The organism is Lysinibacillus sphaericus OT4b.31 (assembly GCF_000392615.1).
GTDB classification, from domain to species: domain Bacteria; phylum Bacillota; class Bacilli; order Bacillales_A; family Planococcaceae; genus Lysinibacillus; species Lysinibacillus sphaericus_B.
Window position 1 is genome coordinate 1,950,389 of record NZ_KB933398.1, and the last position, 25,501, is coordinate 1,975,889.

The 25,501-nt window shown below is 39.7% G+C and carries 27 protein-coding genes; 25 read left to right on the top strand and 2 right to left on the bottom strand.

Annotated features, from left to right (window positions below; translation table 11 throughout):
- Positions 1-384 precede the first annotated feature (384 nt).
- The gene (locus H131_RS08930; protein ID WP_004232564.1) at positions 385-633 is read right to left on the bottom strand and encodes a ferredoxin; all 249 of its coding nucleotides are present in this window, start codon (positions 631-633) and stop codon (positions 385-387) included.
- Positions 634-738: 105 nt separating this feature from the next.
- Here H131_RS08930 and H131_RS08935 point away from each other — a divergent pair, with 105 nt between their 5' ends.
- The 7 genes from H131_RS08935 (at position 739) to H131_RS08965 (ending at position 8,332) form a co-directional block, all read left to right on the top strand.
- Entirely contained in the window at positions 739-1,767 is a 1,029-nt protein-coding gene (locus H131_RS08935) for a YpbB family protein (protein WP_010858781.1), read from the top strand.
- Positions 1,768-3,210, top strand: coding sequence for a RecQ family ATP-dependent DNA helicase (locus H131_RS08940; protein WP_010858782.1), 1,443 nt, complete (start codon positions 1,768-1,770; stop codon positions 3,208-3,210).
- 86 nt (positions 3,211-3,296) lie between these two features.
- The gene (locus H131_RS08945) at positions 3,297-4,016 is read left to right on the top strand and encodes a LysM peptidoglycan-binding domain-containing protein (RefSeq protein ID WP_010858783.1); all 720 of its coding nucleotides are present in this window, start codon (positions 3,297-3,299) and stop codon (positions 4,014-4,016) included.
- 158 nt (positions 4,017-4,174) lie between these two features.
- A complete protein-coding gene (locus tag H131_RS08950) occupies positions 4,175-4,930 on the top strand; it encodes a metallophosphoesterase (RefSeq protein WP_010858784.1) in 756 nt (251 codons plus the stop codon).
- A 158-nt stretch (positions 4,931-5,088) separates the two neighbouring features.
- The gene (locus H131_RS08955; RefSeq protein ID WP_010858785.1) at positions 5,089-6,051 is read left to right on the top strand and encodes a YpdA family putative bacillithiol disulfide reductase; all 963 of its coding nucleotides are present in this window, start codon (positions 5,089-5,091) and stop codon (positions 6,049-6,051) included.
- 174 nt (positions 6,052-6,225) lie between these two features.
- Complete coding sequence (locus H131_RS08960; protein ID WP_010858786.1) at positions 6,226-6,786, top strand: glycerol-3-phosphate acyltransferase; 561 nt, start codon at positions 6,226-6,228, stop codon at positions 6,784-6,786.
- A 4-nt stretch (positions 6,787-6,790) separates the two neighbouring features.
- Positions 6,791-8,332 (top strand): aminotransferase class V-fold PLP-dependent enzyme, encoded by a 1,542-nt coding sequence (locus tag H131_RS08965; protein ID WP_010858787.1) that lies wholly within the window; start codon positions 6,791-6,793, stop codon positions 8,330-8,332.
- 28 nt (positions 8,333-8,360) lie between these two features.
- Here the strand turns inward: H131_RS08965 and H131_RS08970 are convergent, their stop codons facing one another.
- Complete coding sequence (locus H131_RS08970; protein ID WP_010858788.1) at positions 8,361-9,329, bottom strand: asparaginase; 969 nt, start codon at positions 9,327-9,329, stop codon at positions 8,361-8,363.
- A 351-nt stretch (positions 9,330-9,680) separates the two neighbouring features.
- On the opposite strand from H131_RS08970, the gene prsW reads away from it, so the two are divergent.
- The 18 genes from prsW to hepT all read left to right on the top strand — a co-directional run bounded on the left by prsW (position 9,681) and on the right by hepT (position 25,435).
- Positions 9,681-10,355: a glutamic-type intramembrane protease PrsW gene (gene prsW, locus H131_RS08975; RefSeq protein ID WP_010858789.1), complete on the top strand. Its 675-nt coding sequence runs from the start codon at positions 9,681-9,683 to the stop codon at positions 10,353-10,355.
- Positions 10,356-10,451: 96 nt separating this feature from the next.
- Positions 10,452-11,279, top strand: a complete 828-nt coding sequence (gene sleB / locus H131_RS08980; RefSeq protein ID WP_010858790.1) for a spore cortex-lytic enzyme — start codon at positions 10,452-10,454, stop codon at positions 11,277-11,279.
- A gap of 16 nt (positions 11,280-11,295) precedes the next feature.
- Entirely contained in the window at positions 11,296-12,579 is a 1,284-nt protein-coding gene (locus H131_RS08985; protein ID WP_010858791.1) for a PepSY1/2 domain-containing protein, read from the top strand.
- Between the two features lie 86 nt (positions 12,580-12,665).
- The gene (locus H131_RS08990) at positions 12,666-13,325 is read left to right on the top strand and encodes a flagellar brake protein (RefSeq protein ID WP_010858792.1); all 660 of its coding nucleotides are present in this window, start codon (positions 12,666-12,668) and stop codon (positions 13,323-13,325) included.
- An 84-nt stretch (positions 13,326-13,409) separates the two neighbouring features.
- Complete coding sequence (cmk, locus tag H131_RS08995; RefSeq protein ID WP_010858793.1) at positions 13,410-14,084, top strand: (d)CMP kinase; 675 nt, start codon at positions 13,410-13,412, stop codon at positions 14,082-14,084.
- Between the two features lie 102 nt (positions 14,085-14,186).
- On the top strand, positions 14,187-15,323 hold the full coding sequence (rpsA, locus tag H131_RS09000) for a 30S ribosomal protein S1 (RefSeq protein ID WP_010858794.1): 1,137 nt from the start codon (positions 14,187-14,189) through the stop codon (positions 15,321-15,323).
- A gap of 22 nt (positions 15,324-15,345) precedes the next feature.
- Positions 15,346-15,543 carry a hypothetical protein gene (locus tag H131_RS09005; RefSeq protein ID WP_010858795.1) on the top strand — a complete coding sequence of 66 codons (198 nt, stop codon included), beginning with the start codon at positions 15,346-15,348 and terminating at the stop codon, positions 15,541-15,543.
- Between the two features lie 98 nt (positions 15,544-15,641).
- The gene (gene der, locus H131_RS09010; protein WP_010858796.1) at positions 15,642-16,952 is read left to right on the top strand and encodes a ribosome biogenesis GTPase Der; all 1,311 of its coding nucleotides are present in this window, start codon (positions 15,642-15,644) and stop codon (positions 16,950-16,952) included.
- 73 nt (positions 16,953-17,025) lie between these two features.
- A complete protein-coding gene (locus H131_RS09015; protein WP_010858797.1) occupies positions 17,026-18,042 on the top strand; it encodes an NAD(P)H-dependent glycerol-3-phosphate dehydrogenase in 1,017 nt (338 codons plus the stop codon).
- Positions 18,043-18,284: 242 nt separating this feature from the next.
- Positions 18,285-18,497, top strand: coding sequence for a DUF2768 domain-containing protein (locus tag H131_RS09020; RefSeq protein ID WP_010858798.1), 213 nt, complete (start codon positions 18,285-18,287; stop codon positions 18,495-18,497).
- 21 nt (positions 18,498-18,518) lie between these two features.
- On the top strand, positions 18,519-19,298 hold the full coding sequence (locus tag H131_RS09025; protein ID WP_010858799.1) for a hypothetical protein: 780 nt from the start codon (positions 18,519-18,521) through the stop codon (positions 19,296-19,298).
- A 94-nt stretch (positions 19,299-19,392) separates the two neighbouring features.
- Positions 19,393-20,871 carry a stage IV sporulation protein A gene (gene spoIVA, locus H131_RS09030; RefSeq protein ID WP_010858800.1) on the top strand — a complete coding sequence of 493 codons (1,479 nt, stop codon included), beginning with the start codon at positions 19,393-19,395 and terminating at the stop codon, positions 20,869-20,871.
- A 199-nt stretch (positions 20,872-21,070) separates the two neighbouring features.
- Entirely contained in the window at positions 21,071-21,343 is a 273-nt protein-coding gene (locus tag H131_RS09035; protein ID WP_004232618.1) for an HU family DNA-binding protein, read from the top strand.
- A gap of 404 nt (positions 21,344-21,747) precedes the next feature.
- Complete coding sequence (gene folE, locus H131_RS09040) at positions 21,748-22,317, top strand: GTP cyclohydrolase I FolE (protein ID WP_010858801.1); 570 nt, start codon at positions 21,748-21,750, stop codon at positions 22,315-22,317.
- A gap of 63 nt (positions 22,318-22,380) precedes the next feature.
- Positions 22,381-22,599: a trp RNA-binding attenuation protein MtrB gene (mtrB, locus tag H131_RS09045; protein WP_010858802.1), complete on the top strand. Its 219-nt coding sequence runs from the start codon at positions 22,381-22,383 to the stop codon at positions 22,597-22,599.
- 355 nt (positions 22,600-22,954) lie between these two features.
- Positions 22,955-23,722, top strand: a complete 768-nt coding sequence (locus H131_RS09050) for a heptaprenyl diphosphate synthase component 1 (RefSeq protein ID WP_010858803.1) — start codon at positions 22,955-22,957, stop codon at positions 23,720-23,722.
- 14 nt (positions 23,723-23,736) lie between these two features.
- Positions 23,737-24,441: a demethylmenaquinone methyltransferase gene (locus H131_RS09055; RefSeq protein ID WP_010858804.1), complete on the top strand. Its 705-nt coding sequence runs from the start codon at positions 23,737-23,739 to the stop codon at positions 24,439-24,441.
- A 19-nt stretch (positions 24,442-24,460) separates the two neighbouring features.
- Positions 24,461-25,435 carry a heptaprenyl diphosphate synthase component II gene (gene hepT, locus H131_RS09060; protein ID WP_036130023.1) on the top strand — a complete coding sequence of 325 codons (975 nt, stop codon included), beginning with the start codon at positions 24,461-24,463 and terminating at the stop codon, positions 25,433-25,435.
- The last annotated feature ends 66 nt before the right edge of the window (positions 25,436-25,501 follow it).

Sequence of the window (25,501 nt, forward strand, 5' to 3'; positions counted from 1 at the left end):
AAGAACCCCTTTGCAAAATAATATCTGTTATTAGTACCAACTACTAAAATCTTATCATACATAAATTATGGTTGCAATAACAATCTGAAAAGAGTGTCTAACTTTATATTACTGGTAGTTCACACAGTAATTTATCCAGACGTTTGCAGAATGCCATAGTATTCAAGTAGAAACGATAAGCGATAGGGTGAATGGTTAAAACGAAGCCGCAATGAGTCATTGTCGATTGGAGATTTCAACAAAAAAATTCACCTCAAATCGTTTGAGATGAACTTTATACAATAGGAGTTGCGTGGATATGGCATAGAACCAAGGAGCACGGTTATAGTTACAATAAAAAGGCACCCGATTAAGGATGCCTTTTGGTACAGGAGCTGAATAAAACTATTCGAATTTTAGCGAATCGCCATCAAATGTTTCATCGGCTACCTTGATAGAATCAGTTGGGCAGCCTTCGAAAGCGTCTTGCATGTCTTCTAGTAGATCTTCTGGAACTTCAGCAGTTCCCATGTTATCATCTAAAATGACGAAGGCAATACCTTCATCATCATAATCATAAATGTCAGGTGCTGCGGCTCCGCATGCGCCACAAGCGATGCATGTATCTTTATCAACAATTGTGTATTTAGCCATTTCTTTCTCTCCTTTTACAATGTTCCTACAAAGCTTCATACTCATTTTAAAGATGTTTATCTTACATTTCAACATAATACTATTAAATTGGAGGAATTTGCTGCAATGTTTCATCAAATTTTATTGCAAATTTTTCAGAAGCTCAATAACGAACGAACCGTTTCAGCAGCCTATCATGTGTTAAGAGGGAAACGTTCTGGCCAGACGATTCAAGACGTTGGACTCTTTCAGCTACATAACTATTTTGGATTACTTCCAAAGTTACCTCGAGCAACATTCGATGAGGCCGTTTCCACGTTTTTGCAATATAGTTGGTTAAATATGCAGGAATCTGGTCACTATTCCATGAAAAAGCTAGGTTTACAGCGTGCAGAGCAGACAACAACTTTTTTGTTTGATGGTTGGCATTACCGAGGCAATGAGCATATGTTTGTTGCTCGACTAGCACTGATTGTACAAAGTTTATCGTATCAACGAGCTGATATACACTCATTTTCTCCTATTAGCAAAGATCCACAGGTACAGGTGTGGGTACGTGCTTTCTTGATCAATCATAACTATCGGTCTGGGCATTTGCAACAACAGCTATTCGAGGAATGTCAACAGGTACTGGCTGTGTTGCCTTTATCTGATCGAAACAAACAGCTAGTTCTCTATCGTTTAAGCGGTGATGGCTTACCAGGCTGGACGTGGCAGCAACTTGCAAGTGATCGCAAGGAAACCGTTTTAGATAGTCAATTAGCATTTATTGAATTGCTACATACACTATTGAATGAAGTACACAAGACCAATCGTTATGTGCTGCTTGGTCAAATAGCAGATGGGTTACGAATTAAAGCGTTGCTGACCGATTCCACGCAACAAACTGCTCATTTATATGAGCAAGGCTATTCGATTGAGCAAATTGTCCAGTTGCGCAATTTAAAACAAAGTACGATAGAGGATCATTTAGTTGAAATAGCTATGAATGAACCGAACTTTTCCATTGGCCCTTTCGTCTCATATGAGGAAGCGGAAAAAGTTTGGCAGGCATCCAAGCAATATCAAACAAAAAAACTAAAGGCATTGCACGAAGTGGTTGAAGGGATGAGCTACTTCCAACTCAGACTTGTCCTTGCGAAGGGAGAAGTATAAATGGAACTAGAACAAACATTAGCGAAATATTTTGGCTATACAACTTTTCGCCCTGGACAAAAGGAAGTAATTGAAGCAATCCTTGCTGGAAAAGATGGGATTGCATTGTTACCAACAGGGATGGGTAAATCACTTTGCTATCAGTTACCAGGATATATGTTGCAGAAGCCGGTTTTAATTGTGTCGCCATTATTATCATTAATGCAAGATCAGGTGGAGCAATTAAAACGTATGGGGGAAAAAAGAGTAGTTGCCTTAAATTCATTTTTATCACTCGACGAAAAACGTTATGCACTGCATTTTTTAGAGCAATATCGTTTTATTTTTACGTCGCCAGAAATGCTACTGCAACAACAGGTTCAAGATAAACTGGCAACAATGGAATTAAGCCTAATTGTGGTCGATGAAGCACACTGTATTTCGCAATGGGGTTTTGATTTTCGTCCAGATTACTTACGGATTGGTGAATGGTTTTTACAAGAAAAACGTCCGCCAGTGCTAGCATTGTCGGCAACTGCCACGCAAAAAGTTGTCAATGATATTCAAACAACTTTATCGCTAAATGCACCATTTGAATTTATGTATAGTGTGGATCGACCTAGTATTTCTTTGGGGCGTGTCGTATTTGCAGATCGTGCAGATAAAGCAAAGTGGATACTGCAGCATATTAAAGAAACAGCGGGACCGGGTATTTTATACATGTCTTCGCGAAAGCGTGCGGAACAATATAGTGAAGCATTTACACAGGCGGGGATACGTGTGGCTGCTTATCATGCCGGCTATGGGGCAGAGGATCGTCAGTTTATTCAGCAGCAGTTTATTGACGGAGAGCTGGACTGGATTGTGGCTACCAATGCTTTTGGCATGGGAATCAATAAGTCAGATATTCGTCAGGTAATCCATGAAACAATGCCAGCGAATGTCGCCAATTATATGCAAGAGATTGGGCGAGCAGGACGTGATGGTGAGCCTGCACTTGCGATTCTACTGTATTGTGATGGGGACGAAGAGCTTGCTAAATTTGTCGTGACAGGCGATTTACCGTCATCCAGTCATGTAGATCGTTACCAAGAGCTTGTTATGCAGCATGTGCAACCATCGCAAATGCTAAAAAATGGAGAGCTGAGTGAGACGGCCTTTCGGGTACTCGCATACTGGTTACAGCAGGAGTCTGTGGAGCAAGTGAAAGCACGTCTAAATCAATTGGTACTAGAAAAATATCAAGCAGTTGATGAAATGTTAAAAATTACTCAGACAAAAGACTGTATTCGTGCACAGTTAGTCGGGTATTTTGGGCAAAAATTGCAGGAAAAGCCTGAAAACTGTTGTGAAAATTGTGGAATCCATTATGATGAAATCAATAAAGAACGCTTAAAGGAAAAGAAAAAAGTAGAAATGATATCTTGGGAAAGTCGATTAAAACAACTCTTAATGGGCTTTTAGACTATAATTGACGGTCATTTACTTTTTTCGCAAAATTCGTCATAATAGAATGATAGAAAGCGTAGTAAGGTTGGGGGTACGGACGAATGAGTAAAGAAGACTATCGTGATAAAATCGAAGAACATCGTCAATCATTTGAAGAAGAACAACAAGAGCAGCAAAATCTATCCAGAGTTTCAAGAATGACCAAAAATGGAAGCACTAACAAGAAGCCAAAAAATACGAAACGTAAAACGCCGTTAATGACCATTCTTTTAGTAATTTTTATACTAATCCCATTAACGATATTAATCTATTTGGTGAAATTCTATGAACCTGGTAAAACGATTGAGGAAGCCGAAAAAGATTCCATGGATTCTATTGTTGAGATTGACAAGTCGGGAGATGAAGCAAAAGCTTCTGCGGCATCAGATTCAAAGGATAAAGAAGAAAAAGATAATAAAGCAAATGAAGAAGCAAAAGAGCAAGCAAAGAAAGACGCTGAGAAGCTAGCTTCTCAACAAAAGGCTACTGAAGATGCGAAAAAAGCAGAAGAAGCTAAAAAAGCAGAAGAGGCTAAATTAGCACAGCAACAGGCTGAGGCGGCAAGAAAAGCGGAAGCAGCGAAGAAGGCCGAGCAAACACGTAAAGCAGAAGAAGCTGCGGCAAAAGCAAGTACACACACAGTCAAAGCAAATGAAAATCTATATCGTATTGCATTGAATCACTACGGAAATGGTAGTGAAGCAACGCTTGCAAAAATCCGTGCAGCAAACGGCATGACTTCCGACACAGTCATAGTTGGCCAGGTTATTAAACTACCATAAGGAAAACAAGTGTCATTCATTGGCAATGATGTTTTTCTAGTATAAAATAATGGACAAACGTCAACACCAAGTAAGGCTAAGGCGGACGTTTGATTTAGTGAAAAGGCGATTCTTCATAAAACGAATCGTCTTTTTGCTTTCGTTAGGAGGAGTAAGAGATGATTTATATCGGTGTATTTCTTTTAGTAGTCATCGCCTTCCTGCTCTATATGTGGAAGGTTGCGTATGAAAACAATGTTTTACATCATCAACTAGTGTTGAAGGGTAAACAAGAAAATATTCGATTATTTTTTATATCTGATACGCATTTACGAAAAATTAACCGTCAAATGATTGAACAGTTAAATGGCCCATTTGATGCAGTCGTAATCGGTGGGGATTTTGCAGATAGCCGTACACCTATTTCACGTATCCATGAGAACCTCGATTTATTGACACCGCTAGGACCTACCTATTTTGTTTGGGGGAATAATGACAGAGAAGTTGGTGAGCAACAACTCCGTAATATTTTACAACAACATGGCGTGACCATTTTAGCCAATGATGCTATCCTACTTCCCCAGGAAAATCGTTTTTGGTTAAGTGCCATTGAAGATACATCTACAAAAAAATATAGCTTTGATGCAGCATTTGAAAAAGTTGATGAGAAGGATTTAGTGGTCTTTATTTCGCATAACCCTGGTGTCTTTGCCCGTGTACGTGCAAAATATAGAGCAGATTTAATGATGGGTGGTCATTTACATGGTGGTCAAATTAGACTTGGTCCGTATGGTGTGCATCCAAATGGGTCTTATCGCGAGCGTGATGGTGTGATGACACTTGTGAGTAACGGCTATGGGACAACATTACTACCATTTCGCCTTGGCGCAAAACCACAATGTCATATAATTGACATTGAAATTTCGGGTAAATAAACAGCTAAAAAGGTGTGGAAGGCGTATAATGTAGATAATCGTCGATTTATAGAATTACCCACTAACAGCAGATGTATCGCAAATAGGAATGTGCTATGCGGGCAACTGAAGCGTCAGCGAAAAATACGCTGGTGCAATTTTGATAGGAGTGTCAAACAATGCAACAAGTAGATGCAATTATTGTTGGAGGAGGCCCTTGTGGCTTAGCAGCAGCAATATCTTTGCAAAATATTGGTTTACAGCCGATTGTGATTGAAAAAGGAAACATCGTAAATGCGATTTACAATTATCCAACGCATCAAACTTTTTTTAGTACGAGTGAACGTTTAGCCATTGGTGACGTGCCGTTCATTATTGAGGGACGGAAACCAAAACGAAATCAAGCGCTTGTTTATTACCGAGAAGTGGTGCGTTTGAAAAATATTCAAGTGAACCGTTTTGAAGCAGTCGGAAGTGTTGTGAGAAATGGTGAGGAGTTTACAGTAACGACAGATAAAGATGTGTATAAGACACCTTATGTCGTGATTGCAACAGGTTACTATGATCATCCAAACTTTTTGGATATTCCGGGTGAGGAATTACCGAAAGTGTTCCATTACTTTAAAGAGGGACATGAATTTTTCGATACAGATGTCCTTGTTATAGGCGGTAAAAACTCAGCAATAGACGCCGCGTTAGAGTTGAACAAGGCTGGAGCTCGTGTAACAGTGGTTTACAGAGGTAGGGAGTACTCACCTAGCATTAAACCTTGGGTACTACCAGAGTTTGAAGGAATTGTGCGTAACGGAGAGGTCTCAATGCGTTTTAATACAAATGTCAAAGAAATTCGTGACCATGAGGTTGTAGTAGAAGTCAACGGTCATGAAGAAATCTTAAAAAACGATTTTGTTTTTGCCATGACAGGTTATCATCCAGATCATTCTTTTATTAGAGCGATGGGTGTAACCATTGACGAGGAGTCAGGTCGTCCGTTCTGTCAACCTGAAACAATGGAGACGAATATTGAGGGATTGTTCATAGCTGGTGTCATTGCAGCGGGGAATAATGCCAATGAAATCTTCATTGAAAATGGCCGTTTCCATGGTGATTGCATCGCTAAGGCAATCGCCCAAAGAAAATAATAACATGAAGCTGTATAGGCATGAACTGCCTATACAGCTTTCTTTAACTTTATTGATAGCTTAGACGGATAACATGCGTAAAGTGACGGATAAAGTCAGAGAAGTGACGGATAAAACCAGCAAAACGTCGGATAAAACCAGCAAGCAAACACCTATCGACAAGGGGGGGAAAGAATGATTGGGCTATATTGGCTTTTAAGCTACGGGATTGGAAACTTTATGACTGCTTATTTCGTTGGAAAAGGATATGGTGTAAATTTACAGGAAGAAAGAAGCAAAAACTTAGGTGCTCGTAACGCTGGGAGTGTAATTGGTAAGACAGCATTTCTATTGACGTTACTTGGTGATTTAGTAAAAGGTGTCCTTGTCGTTGTGTTGGGACGTTTATGGCACTTTGAAGAGTGGGTAGTTGTAGTGGGGGCGGGCCTTGTAATTGTCGGCCATTTATATCCGGTTTGGCTGAGATTGAATGGCGGCAAAGGGGTGGCCACTTTTATTGGTGTTGGACTTGCATTATCCCCCAATTTATTTGTAATGATGATTGTCGGGACTGCTATGGTGCTTGCTGTAACAAGAAGTCTGACGCTCGGTATGATAGGTGGCTTCATTTTATACGTAGGAGCAATTGTATTGACAGGCAATTTGCTAGTATACATACCGTTGATAATTGCTATAATCTGTATGCTCATTAAGCATTCATCGAATATAAAAGAGTCTTTGGAACGAGGGAAGTGAGTGTATGTATTGGTGTAAAGTAGCGCAAACAGAAGCGGAGTTTGATGCTATTGCGCAGTTGAATTATGAAACTTTTGTTGAGGAAATTCCCCAACATGAGCCGAATGCAAACCGAAGAAAGATTGATCGTTTTCATCATGAAAATACGTATTTAGTAGTTTATAAAGAAATAGAGCTAATCGGTATGCTGGCCTTTCGAGATCAACGTCCATTTTCTATTGATGAGAAAATAGGCGAGGTGGAGCAATATTTACCACAAGATATTTGTAGTAAGCTATGTGAAATTCGCTTGCTTGCCATAAAAAAGCAGTATCGTACAGGACGAGTTCTTCTGAAATTAACACAAGCTTTGAATGCCTTTGCCTATGAAAAAGGCTATTCCGCTGCCGTTATTTCCGGTACGACTCGTGAGGAGAAGTTATATAAGCAAATGGGTTTCACACAATTTGCACCAGCAGTTGGATCGGAGGCTGCAATGTTTTTACCAATGGTATTAACAAGACAACAATTTGAAGCGTCTTTACAGCACAGACTGGCAAAGGCGAGTTATACATTTTATCCTGGGCCAGTGAAGCAGCAAGGAATGATGTTGTATTCGGAGCTATCCCATCGTTCGCAGACCTTTGAAGCGTTGTATGAGCGCATGACAAACAGGCTGCTGCAATTATCAGCGGCCAAATTTGTTGCCACATTCGTAGGTACAGGTACGTTGGCAAATGAAGTCATGCTCGGACAATTAAAGGAACAGCAGCTGGGGCGAGGGCTCATTTTAACGAATGGTGAATTTGGGGAGCGCCTTCGCAAGCAAGCGCAACGCTGGTCATTGGATTTTGATGTCATTGAGCAAGATTGGGGAATGAAGTTTGAAAAACATCACGTAGAATCTTATTTACAAACAAATGCCTATCAATGGTTAGTCGCTGTGCATGGGGAAACTTCTACAGGAACATGTAATGATTTAGAGGTACTCATTCAGTTGACAAAGCGTTATGACGTAAAGTTATGCGTAGATTGTATTAGTTCCTTTGGCGCGATGCCGTTTTCGTTAGAACAATGTTATCTGGCAACAGCCGTGAGTGGTAAAGCGATTGGGGCCCTTAGTGGATTAGCGTTTGTTTTTTCCGAGGAACTTGCGAAGCCTTCTTCGACTTTACCGGCTTATGTAGATTTAGCCAATTATCAGCTAGGCACTGTTCCATTTACATTACCAGCCGTTCTTGTTGGGAATGTCGAATCGGCATTACAAGCTTATCCAGCGCGTTACGGGCAACTACAGCAACGCTTTGACCGATTGCTGCAGCTACCGTTTATGCACAATCAGTTAGCAACGTCACATTATCCAATGATTATGACGTTGCGTTGCCCAGGGGCTCTAGCATACTTAACAACTGATTTAAAATTGAATGGCTTGTTTGTTCATGGTGATAGTAAATATTTGCGTCAACGAAATTTAATCCAGCTTTCGGTTATTCAGCCCGATTATGAGGAAGCGATCGTAAAATTGCATGAAATTTTACGCTTTTATGAGCAAATCGTAGTTGCATAAGCTGTCGTAAATGTTGAATACATTGTATTTAAAGGAAAAATTCCTTTAGGTTTAGTGGTGCTCCTACTGTATTTAGACCGATTAATAATTTTAATCTTGCCTTTTGCCCGTTTATCCCTGTTGCAAAAAGTGCACCTAAGTCTTCTAACATCTTGCCGCCACCAACGTAGCCATAGACACCTTCTGCAATGCCGTTAAAGCAACGGGATACGAGTACGACTGGTATACCGCGTTCTAGTAGACTTTCAATGCCTTTGACAACTGCTGGTGGAACATTGCCTTGACCGAGTCCTTCTAAAACGACACCGTCATATTGACAGGCCAGCACAACATCAAGTAAATCAACTTCCATCCCAGCATATACTTTTAGCATGGCTACTCGTTTTGATAACGAATGGACGTCTACATAATGACGACGAATGGGGGCATGATGAAACAAAATGCGTGTTTTAGTAATGAGGCCAATCGGTCCATATTGTGGTGATTGGAACGTATTGACTGAACTTGTACTCGTTTTCGTTGTATTGACTGCAAGGTGTACTTCGTCATTCATGACAACTAACACACCTTTATCACACGCTTCGTCATCCACTGCGACACGTACAGCTTCAACTAAATTGTAGATTCCATCTGCGCCTATTTCGTTGGACGAACGCATGGCACCTGTTAATACGATAGGGATATGCAAATTCGTCGTTAACTCTAAAAAGTAGGCCGTTTCTTCTAAGGTATCTGTACCATGTGTAATGACTACGCCATCGATTTGGGCAGCTGAAACTTTTTCCATAATTAAGTTACGTAAACTAAGCATTTCGTTTGGCGTAATATGTGGTGACGGGAGGTTAAAGGCCTCCATTTCTATAATGGATGCAAGGGCATCGAGCTTATTACTCTCTTTCATAAGCGGATTTTCTTTGTTTGGCATGACGGCTCCTTCAGCACTCATAGCCATGGAAATTGTCCCGCCAGTATGAATTAGTAAAATTGTTTTTCTCATAAAATAAAATCTCCTTTTTAAAATCTTTTTTGTCATTACATGGTATAATAATTACAGTCTATCTTCACGTAGTAGATGTATTTTGTGGCGAATGCGCAGTGTGCCACAGAACACTGAAGGAAGATATAGCCTCCGGCAAATGTCACGGATTTTGATAGGAATGAAGGAAGCTAGCCTAAATTCATCGCATCCATGCGAAACGGCCAACTGACCTACATTGGTAAAAGCGCCACGAACTGTGGCTTTACCGAAAAGACCGACATCATGTCGTCCTTCACGTAGGTTAGCACAATCCAATAATCCGAACACAATAAGCCAAGGCAAAATTGATGGTTGAAAGGGGCCGGCATCATGATCATTCTTTTATCAGCTGCCATTGCTCCCGGTCTAGCGCTTTTCAGTTACTTTTATTTGCGCAATCAAATGGCAACGGAGCCAAGAAAAACTTTACTTCAAACGTTTTTATATGGTGCATTTTTAACGTTCCCGATTCTGTTTCTACAGTATGTGCTGACAGAGGAAGGGGTTTTTCGATATGTTTATTTACAAGATGTTCTTTTTTCCAGTGTCGTTGAAGAATTTTTTAAATGGTTCGTTCTATTAATAGCGATTTACAATCATGTGGAATTCGATGATCCCTATGATGGCATTTTATATGGTGCAAGTGTGTCTCTTGGTTTTGCGACGATTGAGAATGTTTTATATTTACTATCTTTCGGCCTTGATACTGCATTTATGCGCGCATTATTACCTGTGTCGAGCCATGCGCTCTTCGGTGTGGTAATGGGTTATTACTATGGACGTGCCAAGTTCTTGAAGTTTGCAAAAACAAAAGAAATGATTGCTATGGCGCTTTGTGCACCGGTAGTATTACACATTTTATACAATACAATATTATCATTTAAAGGACACTGGGTATATTTAATGATACCGTTTATGCTTTTTTTATGGTGGTTTGGCCTACGTAAAGTAAAGCTTGCGCATTATCATCTTGTCCAACATCTGCATATGCATAAAAAAATATAAAAGCGTAGAAATTGAAATAGATTTCTGCGCTTTTATATTTTTTTTAGTATAAAATACGTGGATTGCTTCAAGCTATTTAAAAAAGGAGTGATGATAGTGCGTTTATTAAGCATACTTTTTTGCTTGATGTTTGCGGTTAGTATAGTTTCCATTCCGCAAAATGATGCCATTGCGTTTAGCGAACAACAGATTACTCGTGGAGCTTACGGAGATGATGTCATTGAATTACAGGCTAGGCTACAATACTTAGGGTTTTACACAAGTAAAATTGATGGCAAGTTCGGCTACAACACATACTGGGCTTTACGTAATTTCCAAGAGAAATATGGATTACCAGTAGATGGTGTAGCCGGTGCAAAGACGAAAAAAGCGTTAGCAGGTCATTCAGATTATGATGAAAAATGGGTAAAGGCACAGCTAAAAGCAGGCAATCAATTTACCTATTACGGTGGGAAGCCACTTGATCAGCAAGTGAAAAAAAATAATTCTGGCGGAGGTAATACAGCAAGTGGTAAAAATAGCGGTAGTAGCAATAATAATGGTACCGATACGCAAATACCTCCAAAATATACGGAACGTGAATTACAGCTTTTAGCGAATGCAGTGTATGGAGAAGCGAGGGGAGAACCGTATGAAGGACAAGTAGCGGTAGCAGCTGTTATTTTAAACCGACTCGAGAGTCCAGAATTCCCAAATACAATTTCAGGTATAATTTTCCAACCTTTGGCGTTTACAGCTGTTGCTGATGGTCAGATTTGGCTTGAACCGAATCAACGTGCAAAAGAAGCGGTTATCGATGCTATGAACGGTTGGGATCCGTCGGAAAATGCGCTTTATTATTTTAATCCGAAAACAGCAACAAGTAAGTGGATTTGGTCACGACCTCAAATAAAACAGATTGGTGAGCATATTTTCTGTTCATAGATAGGAGGAAAACACAATGAGAACAATGCTCGTTATCTTAACTGCGGCAGTCATTGGCTTAGGTGCGTACAGCATTAATTTGCACGCTGATAAGCAAAGTCTACAACGTACCGTGCATGCGCAGTACACAGAAAAATTAACCGATGCCTCAGAAAAATTATCGTACTTACAAAGAGCTGTTTCGCAGTCCTTATTATTTCAGGATGAACAAGCAATCCATAGTGAGTTGGATTCTGTTTGGCGTCTGAGTTCTGAAGTCCGATCATCCATATCTAATATTCCGATTGGACAAGAGCTTTCGAGCGAGTGGCTTGGTTACTTAGGGAAGCTTGGAGATGAGGCAAGGAAAACGGCCAAAACAGGCGATTATGAGGCATGGCGGGAAAAAATGCCGCAAGTCTCTACAAATTTACAAGCACTATCCGATGAATGGACGACTGCCACGGTCGATTATTATAAACAGGATGGCAAAATGGATGTTTGGTTGAAACAAGTAGACAACAAAAATCCAAATACCTCGTTTGATAATGTGAAAAATACATTAAAGGATTATGGCGAAAAAGACTTCCCTCTGACATTAAGTGAATCGGATTGGCAGAAAAAAATTGAGCTAAAAGCACTGCAAGATTCAGTGATAACAGAAAAAGAAGCATTAGAAAAAGTGAAATATTTATTCCCATTAATTAAAGATGCTACGTTTACAGTAACAAAAAGTAGTGATACTGCTCCGTATCCGTTTTATCATATCCAGTTCCATCAAGGTATTCGTCTTGGATACGTTGATTTAACCGAAAAAGGTGGGCATTTACTGTCCTACTTAGTCGAGCGACCTGTCGGTGAGGCAAAACTTTCACAAGAAGACGTGACGAAAAAAGCTCAAGAGCATTTAAAGAGACTTGGGATGAAAGATGTTGCATTTGTAGAATCCAGAGAAAACCATTTGGCATGGCATGTTACATTTGCCCGTGTTAACCCAAGTGACAAAGCGTTAATTTATGCGGATGGCGTCCAATTAAAAATTGCAAAAGACACTGGCGAATTACTCGGTGCCAATGCGATGGAATATATTCAAGAAGAAAAGATTAAACCGCAAACTGCAAAACCGATTGATTGGAAAACTTTCTTCGATGAAGATGTACAAGTAGAAGAAGTGAAAAATATTTACACGGATAATGGTCAATTCGAACAACGTCTTTGTTATGAAGTAATTGCCGTTAGAAATGGCAAGACGCAGGAAACATTCCGAATTGTCATTGATGCTGAAAATCATAGTGTTTTAAAAGTCGAATATTTAACGTAAAGTCAAGAAAATGCTTCCAGTTCATATAGCAAAAATTTGCATCTCATGCGATAATGAATATATATTTTATGTTCAGGGAGATGCTCATGGAAATAAAAATTGGTACGCAATTACAACTTGAACCTACGTACACAGAGCACGTAGAAAAATTCCGCTGTAAAGTCGTAGAACAAAAAGACAATATTATTTATATCGATTATCCAACGAATGTAGTGACAAAGAAAACTGCTTTTTTGATAGATGGTTCAGAATTTAGAGCAACTTTCCGTACGGAAGACAAACATTCCTTTGCTTTTAATACAGAAGTGATTGGGCGAAAAGCTGGCAATATACCCATGATTATGCTGCACTGCCCAAAAGCTGATGAGTTCATTAAAATTCAACGTCGTGAATATGTACGTGTAGAGACACCTGTTGATGTAGCAGTTCAATTTAAGGATTACAAATATCAACTGGTAACATCGGATATAAGCGCAGGTGGTTTAGCACTTATCTTAAAAGGAGAACTAGCCTTTAAAGACGATGATGAAGTACAGTTAACCATTGTACTACCATTTGCCAATGGGGAAGTTAACTATGTAACGACAGACGCTCTGGTTGTTCGTATCTTCGAAAAAGATGAATTGAAGTTTGCAACGATTCAGCTAACGGATACGGATGACGTCGATCAACAACATATTGTCCGTTTTTGCTTTGAACGACAGCTAGTGAATCGACGGAAAGAATTGAATCCATTTGAAGTGTAAATTTTCATGAAAGCCCTCTTCTCAAAGAGGGCTTTTTTTGGTTATTATGATACAATATGGTGGATAGAAAGTAGGGAAGCACAGATGAAAAAAAACATTCAAATTGCGATTGATGGACCCGCAGGCGCTGGCAAAAGTACAATCGCGAAAATTGTTGCAGAATCACTAGGGTTCACATATATCGATACGGGTGCAATGTATCGTGCAGTTACGTATAAAGCGATGCAACAAAACATACATTTAGATGATGAAGCAAAATTAGCAGAAATGTTAGCAGTTAGCACCATTGATTTAAAGCCTTCTCCGCAAGGACAACTTGTCTATTTAGATGGGGAGAACGTGTCAGCAGAAATTCGTTCTAACGAGGTAACATCATCTGTTTCGCAGGTTGCTGCACATGCCAAGGTACGTGAACTGTTAGTGGCGCAACAACAAAAACTTGCAGCAAATGGTGGCGTTGTAATGGATGGACGCGATATTGCTACTCATGTGTTAAAGACAGCTGAACTAAAAATCTTTATGTCTGCAACTGTAGAGGAGCGAGCAAGACGCCGTTTTATAGACAATGAGAAACGGGGTATTGAGTCCTCCATCGATAAGCTGCAGGAGGAAATCGCTTTGCGCGATAAAATGGACAGTGAACGTGAAGCGTCACCACTTATTCAAGCTGAGGATGCAATATTTTTAGACACGACAGAGCTATCAATTGATGCCGCGGCGCAAGCCATTTTAAAATTAGCACAAGAAAAAATGGCATAAAGCCTAAAATTTCAGACATTTTTTGAATTTAAAGGATTTATTTTTGTCTTTGTCATCAATATCGAATAAAATAGTAAGGGAAGATGCGAAGGAGGGTTACATATGTCTGAAGAAATGAACTATGCAGAACAAACGTTTAACGAAGGTGATATCGTCAAAGGTATTGCAGAGCAAGTTGATGAAAAAGCAGTAACTGTTTCAATTCCAGGTGCACCGTTTGACGGGATCGTACCAATTAGTGAATTATCGAGCTTACACATTGAAAGAGCGTCTGACGCTATCTCTATTGGGGATGAGTTAGAGTTGATGATTACAAAAGTTGAAGATGAAAACTATGTATTATCAAAACGTAAAGTCGATGCCTTAAAAGCGTGGGACACACTTGAACAACAATTTGCTTCAGGGGAAATATTTGAAGCGGAAGTAAAAGATATTGTTAAAGGTGGTCTTGTCGTAGATTTAGGAGTACGTGGCTTCGTTCCGGCATCCCTTGTAGAAGATTATTTTGTTGATGATTTTGAGAGCTATAAAGGTCAAACTTTAAGTTTTAAAATTGTTGAGCTAGATAAAGAAAAAAATCGTTTAATTTTATCTCACCGTGCAGTAGTAGAATCTGAAAAAGCTTCTCAAAAGAAACAAGTCATTAACCAAATTAAAGCTGGTGATGTGTTAGACGGTAAAGTTCAACGCATTGCTTCATTTGGTGCATTCATCGACCTGGGTGGTATTGATGGGCTTGTGCATATTTCACAAGTATCGCATGAGCATGTGAGTGATGTGAGCGAAGTTTTATCGGAAGGACAAGGCGTACGGGTTAAGGTTCTTTCTGTAGACCCAAAAAATGAGCGTATATCGTTATCCATTAAAGATACGCTTCCTGGACCTTGGTCAGATATCGAAGAACGTGCTGCAAAAGGCACAGTATTTGATGGCAGAGTAAAACGCCTCACTTCATTTGGTGCATTTGTGGAAGTTTTACCAGGCGTAGAGGGCTTAGTGCATATTTCGCAAATTGCCCATAAGCATATTAACACGCCGCATGAAGCATTAAAAGAAGGACAAGAGGTACAGGTAAAAGTACTTGACGTGAATGCAGATGAAGGTCGTCTTGCACTAAGCATCAAGGACTTACTGGAAAACCCACAGGCTGAAGAAGTAATCGACTATGAATTACCCGAAGAAAACACAGGGTTCTCTTTCGGTGATGTCATTGGCGATCAACTAAAAAACTTTAAATAACTAATAGCAGCGAGGATACGTTATGTATCCTCGTTTTTTTTATAGAAAAGTTGGAATGACGGATAAAATAGAGGAAGTGACGGATACATATGCTGAAGTGACGGATAGAACGGCTGAACTGACGGATAAAACCGCAAAACTGACGGATAGAGCCGACACAACACAGATAAGAATCAAAAATCAAAAATATTGCAGTAAAAAATGCCTAACTAATAGGTAGAACAGTAAAAAGCGGTCCCTTTGATGGATATGATATGATATAATGGCATTTTTCGTGTATAATAGCGAAAGACAAGAAGTTGGAAGGATGAAGTACAGATGACGAAACCAGTAGTAGCCATCGTAGGTCGTCCGAACGTAGGTAAGTCGACGATTTTTAATCGTATCGTTGGAGAACGTGTATCGATCGTGGAAGATATTCCAGGCGTAACACGTGATCGTATTTATAGTTCGGCAGAGTGGTTAACACATGACTTTAATATTATTGATACAGGTGGTATTGAGATTGGAGACGAGCCTTTTTTAGAACAAATTCGTCAACAAGCAGAGATTGCCATTGAAGAAGCGGACGTTATCATTTTTATGACAAATGGTCGTGAAGGTGTAACAGCGGCAGATGAGCAAGTCGCTAAAATTTTATACAAAACGAAAAAGCCAGTCGTATTAGCCGTTAATAAAATTGATAATCCAGACATGCGCGAAATGATTTATGATTTCTATGCACTTGGCTTTGGCGAGCCTTGGCCAATTTCAGGCTCCCACGGTTTGGGCTTAGGGGATTTATTAGATGAGTGCGCGAAGCATTTCCCACAAGAAGATGAAGAACAATATGGAGAAGAAGTCATTAAGTTCTCTTTAATTGGTCGACCAAATGTTGGGAAATCTTCACTAGTAAATGCATTCTTAGGTCAAGATCGCGTGATTGTAAGTGACATCGCTGGGACAACACGAGATGCCATTGACACGCCTTATGAATATGACGAACAGGAATATGTCATTATCGATACAGCAGGGATGCGTAAAAAAGGTAAGGTATATGAAACGACAGAGAAATATTCTGTGTTACGTGCATTGCGTGCAATTGAACGTTCTGATGTTGTTTTAGTTGTTCTAAATGCAGAAGAAGGCATTCAAGAACAAGACAAAAAAATCGCGGGCTACGCACATGAAGCAGGTAAGGCGGTTATTATCGTTGTCAATAAATGGGATGCCATTGAAAAAGACGAAAAAACGATGAATTTCTATACACACCAGATTCGGGAGCATTTCTTATTCTTAGACTATGCACCAATTATTTTCGTATCAGCGAATACGAAACAGCGAGTTCATCAAATTTTACCAATTATCCAACGTGTAAGTGAAAATCATGCAATGCGTATTCAATCATCTATTCTTAATGAGGTAATTGAGGATGCTGTGGCACGTAACCCAGCGCCAACGGATAAAGGGCGTCGTTTACGCCTTTATTACGCAACGCAAGTGGCGATTAAACCGCCAACATTCGTGATCTTTGTGAACGAAACGGAACTAATGCACTTCTCTTATGAACGTTTCTTAGAAAACCGTATTCGTGAAACATTTGATTTTGAAGGAACGCCAATCCGTCTAATCACACGCGCGCGTGCTTAACGAATATTCATACACACAGTACGCCAACCTGACATTATGTAGGGTGGCGTCTTTTTACAAGGAGGGGTTTTTGATGGAACGAGTTTGTGTATTAGGGGCAGGCTCATGGGGCACAGCACTTGCGATGGTACTTGCCGAAAATGGGCATGATACGCTTGTATGGACGCATAGAGCCGATCAGGCAGAAGAAATTAATAAACAGCATACAAATAGAAAATATTTACCAGAAACGGAGCTACCTACGAATTTACATGCTACAAGTGATATTGCAGAGGCGGTAGAGCATTCTAAAACGATTATTGTTGCTGTTCCAACAAAGGCTATTCGAGAAGTATGTGACAAAATGATTGCCACACTTGATAAAAAGGTGCTATTTGTTCATGTTTCAAAAGGCATTGAGCCTGATTCATTGAAACGAATTTCTGAAATTTTGGCTGAGAGCTTACCGGCTGAATTTGTGGAAGAAATAGTAGTGCTCTCTGGACCAAGTCATGCCGAGGAAGTTGTTTTGCATCACCCTACAACGATTACAGCTGCTTGTGCAAATATTGAGGCTGCTGAAAAGGTGCAGGATTTATTTATGAACCAATTTTTCCGTGTCTATACAAATGAAGATGTCATTGGCGTGGAAATGGGTGGCGCCTTGAAAAACGTGATCGCATTAGCTGCAGGTATTACGGATGGCTTAAACTATGGTGACAATGCAAAGGCTGCGCTTATTACGCGTGGACTTGCGGAAATTACGCGACTAGGCGTGAAAATGGGCGGCAATCCATTTACGTTCGCAGGACTTACGGGCATGGGTGATTTAATCGTGACATGTACAAGTGTGCATTCACGAAATTGGCGTGCAGGAAACCTGCTAGGCAAAGGCATGAAGCTTAAAGAAGTGCTAGATCAGATGGGCATGGTGGTTGAAGGTGTACGGACAACAAAGGCAGCCCATCAATTGGCGGAAAAATATGATGTGGCTATGCCGATTTCTACGGAGCTTTATGGTGTGCTTTTTAACGATGTTGAGCCAAAAGTGGCGGTCGATGCGTTAATGATGCGTGTTAAAAAGCGAGAAATCGATGAGCTGACACAATGATCGCAATAGTATTATAAATCAACTTGTCTATTTCGTCTTAAAATGGACACAAATGAGGTGTCTCGGAATTACTTCTGAGGCGCCTTTATGTTGTACTAAACGCCAATTTCCTGGCTTCTCTGCCCCTTTAGCTACAATAAAAAGGTTGTTAAAGTAAGGGACAGTTATTTCATTTTTACGGAAGCGCATAGTATAATATACGTTGATTGTCTCATGACATTGATGAAAGGTGGTTGTTCTGAATGGGTCCGTTAGCACATATGCCAGCACTCGATATAATGTGGGTATCATTTTATTGTATTGGCTTTATGATTATTTCAGTCGGTTTAATTTATTTAAGTAGAAATAAGATTTCAAATGGTTTTTTACGTATCATCGTAAATTTAATCGCATACATACTGTTTGGACTGGGTACATTTTTAATGGTACTTATTGTTGCCACATGGCCAGCTTAACAACAAGGGGGAGTAAATGACATGAAAAAACGAAGTGCCTTTCTTTTGATGGCGATAGCAGCAGTACTACTAGTTGGCTGTGCTTTTCCAGAAGATCAAAAAGTAGCTAACAAAGTACCAGATGTTGACCAACTTGCAGCGGTGCAACGTGCGGTCAATGAGTATCGTGAAGCAACTGGTGGCCTTGTACCTATTAAAAATCGTGATATGGATACAGATATTTATATAAAATATTTAATCGATTTTGAAAAACTTATTCCGAAATATATTGCACAAATTCCGGGCAATGCTTATGAAAAAGGTGGCATTTATCAATATATTATTTGGGATCCTGAAAACACGGCTCAAGTAAAATTAGTAGATTTAAACTCCGCGGAGCGTATGCGAGAGTTAAATATTCGCAAAATCGGCATGAAATATATGCCGATAGAGGGTGCTATTTCTGATAATGTGTATCAAATAAACTTTGGTAAATTAGGCTATGAATCAGAAGTAACCGTGAAAAGTCCCTATTCAGGTGCTGAATTACCAATTTTTATGACTGGTGATGGCGAATTGCATGTTGACTATGCGATTGATTTAAATCAATTATTAAAAGAAGACAAGCCTGATGTACAACCAGGTGATGATATTCGTCAACTTCTTGTCGATAAATATCCGGTGGTACCTGCTTATTCTGTACCATATACAGTAGATGAAAATGGAGAACCGACGTTTATGATGGAAGCTTATAAAGCGGACAGGCAAAAAGCGCAGGATGACACAGAGGCGACACAAGAGAAAGAAACAGAATCAAAGTAATGTACAGCTCCTTACACAAATTGTAGGGAGCTTTTTCATATTTATTGGCATGCTCGCATATAGTGAAAAAGCGTAGATAAAGGAGGCAGAAACCTTGAGTGAAGCAGTATTTAAAGAAATTGCAGAGCGCACAAATGGCGATGTTTATATTGGTGTTGTCGGTCCAGTACGTGTAGGTAAATCAACATTTGTAAAAAAAGTAATGGAAGCGGTTGTGTTACCGAATATTGTGGATACTACAGAAAGAATGCGAGCACAGGACGAGCTGCCACAAAGCTCGCCAGGCCCAGTCATCATGACTGCTGAGCCGAAGTTTGTGCCTGCCCAAGCAACACGGATTGCAGTTGGTGAAGATGAAATGACATTCCAAATTCGTTTAGCAGACTGCGTCGGTTATGTAATTGATGGTACAAAGGGCTATGAGGATGAAAACGGTCCAAAATTTGTGCATACACCTTGGCACACAGAACCAATTCCTTTCCAAGAAGCAGCAAAAATTGGTACGGATAAAGTGATACGTGATCATGCGAATATCGGTATTGTTGTGACAACAGACGGTACAGTAAATGGTATTCAACGTCATGCCGCAGAAAAAGCCGAAGAGGAAATCGTAGGGCAGTTAAAGGAAATTGGTAAACCATTTGTCATCTTGTTAAATTGCCAAATGCCAGCACGGGAAGAAACTGTACAGCTTCGTAACGAATTATTTGAACGCTATAATGTGCCCGTAATTGCGATTTCAATCGATCAAATGCGTGCATCAGATATTCAATATATTTTGCAAGAGGCACTTTTCGAATTTCCAATACGTACTATTGAGGTTGAGAAACCAGATTGGTTAGATGTATTAGATGCGTCACACCCATTAAATGTGGCGCTCATTGATTCGATGGAAGAAGTACTCTCATCAGTGATGAAAATTCGAGATGTGCAACAGGCTTCAGATGCCTTTAAAGCCATTGATTTTATTGATCAAAGTGAAGTGGTACATGTAGATGCTGGGATTGGTACAGCAGTTATTCGCGTATCGTTGCAAGGAGAACTGTATAAAGCAGTTTGCAATGAATGGTTGGATGAGCCGATTGAGACGAAGCGAGATTGGCTACTATTTATTAAAGAAGCTGCTGAAGCAAAAGAAGCTCAAAAACGCTTTAAAGAAGCCATTAATGAAGCAGATAAGAGTGGTTATGGCGTAACTTTACCGATGATGCAGGAATTTGAACCAACAGCACCAGAACTGATTAAACAAAATAATTTCTACGGTGTACGTATGAAGGCAAAAGCGCCATCTTATCATATTATTCGAGTTGATATGGAATCTGAATTTGCACCGCTTATTGGCTCAGAGTTCCATAGTCAACAGTTACTTAAGGATTTAAATCATGCTTATTTACATGATCGTGATGCCCTATGGCAAACACAACTTTTTGGTACACCGCTGCATGAAGTGTTAAAAGAAGGGATACGCTATAAAATGAATGCTGTGCCACCTACAGCTAAAAAACGTATGCGTCAAACAATTGAACGCATGGTAAATGAAGGTGAAAGAGGTTTAGTGACATTTATTTTATAGTGAAAAAAAGGAAAATAAAGCGCAAAAAAATATCTTAGGGCTTTTCGTTTTTATGCGAAAAGTCCTTTTATTTTCGTATTTTGGGTAAAAAAATGCTTTTTTGGTTATAATCATGGATGAATACAGTTGCGTCGCGGTTTTCTATGTGTTACTCTTTTTACAGAATTGATTCATGACCCTTTGAGAGGAGGTGAATGGTGTGAATAAAACAGAATTAGTAAACTCTGTTGCTGAAGCTGCAGGTCTTTCTAAAAAAGACGCTTCTAAAGCAGTTGAAGCTGTATTTGATACAATTCAAGATGCTCTTGCAAAGGGTGACAAAGTACAATTAATCGGTTTTGGTAACTTTGAAGTACGTGAACGTGCGGCTCGTAAAGGTCGTAACCCACAAACAGGTAAAGAAATCGAAATCGCTGCTAGCAAGGTACCTGCTTTCAAACCAGGTAAAGCGCTTAAAGATGCTGTAAAATAATACACGTCTTCAGTTACATAGAGCAGTCTTCATGTAAACGAACATGAAGGCTGCTCTTTTTGATGAGTAGATGTATACATAGAGTGCTACACGTAATTTTTAACTTCTTTCAACAGAAGTCTCCCACCTCTATAGGTGGTGAGATGAATGCGGGTTTAAGTTACTTTTCAGCGGGTGTCTAAACACCTGCTGAAAGAAAAAGCTTCCGGCGGATGTCGCGGAATCGGAAAGGAGTTCTTTGTGCAAGCAAAACCGAATCCGGACGCAATTATGCCGAGGCATAATTGATTGAGATATGTTGATTTTGCTGTGAATCAGGTAAGTCATTTTGCGCTTACCTTTTGGATATGCTACGATGCAAAGAGAAATGTGTAATGTTTTGATATGCAGGAGGGTTTTTACGGATGTCGAATGTTGATTTATTGAAAATAGAACAAGCAGTTAAGATGATTTTAGAAGCGGTCGGTGAAGATGTAAACCGTGAAGGGCTACTTGATACGCCAAAGCGTGTTGCTAAAATGTACGCAGAAATGTTTAGTGGCTTACATGAAGATGCAAAGGATTATTTTAAAACCGTTTTCCATGAGGATCATGAGGAATTAGTACTTGTAAAGGACATTCCATTTTATTCAATGTGCGAGCATCACCTGGTGCCGTTTTACGGAAAAGCACATGTAGCTTACATACCAAACGATGGCATTGTTGCAGGGCTTAGTAAATTAGGGCGTGCAGTAGAGACGATTGCCCGTCGTCCGCAGTTACAGGAGCGTATTACTTCATCTGTGGCAGATACAATTATGGAAATGCTATCGCCACAGGGCGTTTATGTAGTCATTGAAGCAGAACATATGTGCATGACTATGCGAGGACTTAAAAAGCCGGGTTCGAAAACAGTGACTTCTGTGGCGCGTGGCATTTATCAAGAAGATGAAATAAAACGTAGAGAAGTCTTATCATTTATTCAAATGTCTTAAATTGCATGTCTAATTGTGTTATGATGTACTAAGAATTTGTCGGATTTAAGGAGTGTACAGACGATGGCGCAAGATTATATAGTTATACAGGCAGAAGAAGATGGCGTGCATGTGATTGGTTTAACACGTGGGACGGATACAAAATTCCATCATTCTGAAAAATTAGATGCTGGTGAAGTAATGATTGCTCAATTCACTGAGCACACATCTGCTATGAAAATTCGGGGTAAAGCACAAATCCATACAGCACATGGTGTAATCCAGAGTGAAGGGAAAAAGTAACGTCGCTTTGTAAAGATACCTTCTATTCCACGGGAACAAACGCACAGTGTGAGTGTAAATATTACATTTGTGCATGAATTTCTATGGCTGAGTAGGTGGGGCCCGCAAGCTGTGGTCACATATACAATATAACAAAAGTAAAAACGAGTATGTGTTCTTTAATTCGGTTTACGGGCAGTTGGGTTTCCTACCATTTTTTTCTCAGCGTCTCTGTGGTGGGGGTCTTACTGCCCGTTCATGCTGGTAAGCAAAAACTTTTTATTCCGAATCGTTGCTTATGCTATAATGACTCAGTAAGCAAGCGTTGTATCATGCATATGATAAACGTATTCGAAAGTGAAATGGAGTAAGGTCTATGAATGCAACATACATTCAAAATTCAATTGCACAGTTAAAAACAGAGATTTTCATGGATGTTCGTCATAGAACTTTGCAAAAATACACAGGAGTGCCTGTGCTCGATGAAAATCAATTGTTTCACTTGTTAGTTCCCTTTTTGAATGGTGAAGAGTGGCAACAAGAACAAAGAGAAGCGGCAATTACTGTTGGCATTGTGTACGCAGCCCTAGCGGCTCACGATCATATAAAAGAATTAGACGCCACTTCAAAAGAACAGCAGCTAACCGTTTTAGCCGGAGACTTTTATAGTGGTCGTTATTATGAGATTTTGGCGATGTCGGGAAATGTCGCATTGATTCGAAACTTGTCTCAAGGAATTGTATCGCGTTGCGAGCATCAAATTAAAGTATATGAGGCAGAAAAACGTACGGTCGAACAATGGTTTTCCTCAATCAGCAATATAGAATCAGGTTTAATTGCGCAGTTTTTTAAGCTCTATGCGTATAGAGAATATGTACCGATTATGGAAAAGAGCTTATTAATTATACGCTTGGAAAGAGAATTTCTTTCTTACCAGCGTGGACAGGTATCCATAATGAGTAAAGTGCTTGAACAAAGTGCAGAACAGGCAGGCGCGACCTACAACAGCGTTATGCAAGACAAAATTGCGCGTTTAAAAACAGAGTTGTTGCAGTTTTTAGACCAAGCATCATTTTTACAAAGTGATGTGAAACAAGCTCTACAAGCGCGCGTAGAGGCATCTATCGCCTCTACTAACGGATAAGAGGGGTTTTCAAAATGGCTAAATCGAAAGAAGAGCACGTACACGAAGTATTTGAAAGTATTTCGGAAAGTTATGACAAAATGAATGGTGTTATCAGCTTCCAAATGCATGTCGGCTGGCGCAATGATACGATGAAGCGTATGGCTGTTAAACCTGGATCGAAAGCTTTAGATGTTTGCTGTGGTACGGCAGATTGGACAATTGCCTTAGCTGAGGCTGTTGGAGAACAAGGTGAAGTAAAGGGCTTAGATTTCAGTAAAAACATGCTGAAAGTCGGAGAACAAAAGGTAACCGCCTATCCGCAAATTGAGCTTATACAAGGGAATGCAATGGAATTACCGTTCCCGGACAACACATTTGATTATGTGACAATCGGTTTTGGGCTTCGTAATGTACCAGATTATTTACAAGTGTTAAAAGAAATGCAACGTGTTGTGAAACCAGGTGGAATGGTTGTATGTTTAGAAACATCACAATCTGAAATTCCAGGCTATCGACAACTATTCCGATTTTATTTTAAATATATTATGCCGTTATTCGGTAAAATGTTTGCGAAAAGCTATAAAGAATATTCATGGTTACAGGAATCTGCAAATGATTTCCCAGGCATGAAGAAGTTAGCACAAATGTTTGGACAGGCAGGTTTAGAAAAAGTAACGTACAAAGCATACAGTGGCGGCGCTGCGGCAATGCATATGGGCTTAAAAAAAGTACGTTAATGGGGGAAGGTTTTCACGCGTGGAAAAGATGAAGTTAAAACTACTCTATTCCGATTTGAAATCAGATATAGATATCATCGAACAAGAATTAGAAAAAGCGGTGAACTCGTCTTCACATTTGATTAATGATGCTTCTCTCCATTTATTACAAGCTGGTGGCAAACGAATACGACCAATTTTTGTGTTGCTTGGCGCGAAATTTGGCGATTATAATATCGAAAAGATGAAAGATGTGGCTGTGCCTCTAGAGCTCATTCACATGGCGTCACTAGTGCATGATGATGTGATTGATGATTCCGATATGCGAAGAGGACGACCGACTGTCAAATCGCAATGGAATAACAGAGTAGCAATGTACACGGGCGATTTTATTTTTGCGCGTGCACTTGAATATATTACAAAGCTCGAAGACCCACTTGTACATCAAATTTTGGCGCGGACAATGGTGGAAATTTGTAACGGTGAAGTCATTCAAATTGAAGATAAATTTAGGTTGGATCAGGGCTTAAAGGATTATTTTAGACGAATAAAACGAAAAACGGCTTTACTGATTTCTTCTAGTTGTGAGCTTGGTGCAGTGGCAGCAGGCGTTGATGCAAAAACGGTGAGCCATTTAAAACGCTTTGGATATTTTGTTGGCATGAGCTTCCAAATTATCGACGATGTCTTAGATATCATGGCAACCGATAAAGAATTAGGGAAGCCTGCAGGTAGTGATTTATTGCAAGGAAACATTACATTGCCGATTTTATTATTAAAAGATGACCCCCAGTTGCAACCTTATTTAGCGAAAGTGTTTGCAGGTACGTTAACAGAGCCGGAACGTCAAAAAATGTTGCACTATGTGCGTAAATCTGATGCTATTGCGCAAGCTAATAAAATGAGCGATAAATATTTAAAAAAAGCATTACAAGAAATAGATGCTTTGCCAAAACATCCCATAAAGAAAAAATTACGTGATATTGCTTTATTCATGGGCAAGCGTAAATTCTAGCTTTTTGTTGTACAAAGGCTCATTTTTTGTTAATATTTATCGGTAGGTGTAAAACCTGTTAGACGA

Bases quoted from the DNA above. Each gene is read 5' to 3' on its own strand.
- H131_RS08945 (WP_010858783.1), top strand. From the start codon at position 3,297: ATGAGTAAAGAAGACTATCGTGATAAAATCGAAGAACATCGTCAATCA.
- prsW (WP_010858789.1), top strand. From the start codon at position 9,681: ATGATCATTCTTTTATCAGCTGCCATTGCTCCCGGTCTAGCGCTTTTC.
- H131_RS08940 (WP_010858782.1), top strand. From the start codon at position 1,768: ATGGAACTAGAACAAACATTAGCGAAATATTTTGGCTATACAACTTTT.
- folE (WP_010858801.1), top strand. From the start codon at position 21,748: ATGTCGAATGTTGATTTATTGAAAATAGAACAAGCAGTTAAGATGATT.
- H131_RS08960 (WP_010858786.1), top strand. From the start codon at position 6,226: ATGATTGGGCTATATTGGCTTTTAAGCTACGGGATTGGAAACTTTATG.
- H131_RS08965 (WP_010858787.1), top strand. From the start codon at position 6,791: ATGTATTGGTGTAAAGTAGCGCAAACAGAAGCGGAGTTTGATGCTATT.
- H131_RS08970 (WP_010858788.1), bottom strand. From the start codon at position 9,329: ATGAGAAAAACAATTTTACTAATTCATACTGGCGGGACAATTTCCATG.
- H131_RS09050 (WP_010858803.1), top strand. From the start codon at position 22,955: ATGAATGCAACATACATTCAAAATTCAATTGCACAGTTAAAAACAGAG.
- H131_RS09025 (WP_010858799.1), top strand. From the start codon at position 18,519: ATGAAAAAACGAAGTGCCTTTCTTTTGATGGCGATAGCAGCAGTACTA.
- rpsA (WP_010858794.1), top strand. From the start codon at position 14,187: ATGTCTGAAGAAATGAACTATGCAGAACAAACGTTTAACGAAGGTGAT.
- H131_RS08935 (WP_010858781.1), top strand. From the start codon at position 739: ATGTTTCATCAAATTTTATTGCAAATTTTTCAGAAGCTCAATAACGAA.
- H131_RS08955 (WP_010858785.1), top strand. From the start codon at position 5,089: ATGCAACAAGTAGATGCAATTATTGTTGGAGGAGGCCCTTGTGGCTTA.
- H131_RS08950 (WP_010858784.1), top strand. From the start codon at position 4,175: ATGATTTATATCGGTGTATTTCTTTTAGTAGTCATCGCCTTCCTGCTC.
- H131_RS09005 (WP_010858795.1), top strand. From the start codon at position 15,346: ATGTATCCTCGTTTTTTTTATAGAAAAGTTGGAATGACGGATAAAATA.
- H131_RS09020 (WP_010858798.1), top strand. From the start codon at position 18,285: ATGGGTCCGTTAGCACATATGCCAGCACTCGATATAATGTGGGTATCA.
- H131_RS08990 (WP_010858792.1), top strand. From the start codon at position 12,666: ATGGAAATAAAAATTGGTACGCAATTACAACTTGAACCTACGTACACA.
- der (WP_010858796.1), top strand. From the start codon at position 15,642: ATGACGAAACCAGTAGTAGCCATCGTAGGTCGTCCGAACGTAGGTAAG.
- H131_RS08930 (WP_004232564.1), bottom strand. From the start codon at position 633: ATGGCTAAATACACAATTGTTGATAAAGATACATGCATCGCTTGTGGC.
- H131_RS09055 (WP_010858804.1), top strand. From the start codon at position 23,737: ATGGCTAAATCGAAAGAAGAGCACGTACACGAAGTATTTGAAAGTATT.
- mtrB (WP_010858802.1), top strand. From the start codon at position 22,381: ATGGCGCAAGATTATATAGTTATACAGGCAGAAGAAGATGGCGTGCAT.
- H131_RS08985 (WP_010858791.1), top strand. From the start codon at position 11,296: ATGAGAACAATGCTCGTTATCTTAACTGCGGCAGTCATTGGCTTAGGT.
- H131_RS09015 (WP_010858797.1), top strand. From the start codon at position 17,026: ATGGAACGAGTTTGTGTATTAGGGGCAGGCTCATGGGGCACAGCACTT.
- cmk (WP_010858793.1), top strand. From the start codon at position 13,410: ATGAAAAAAAACATTCAAATTGCGATTGATGGACCCGCAGGCGCTGGC.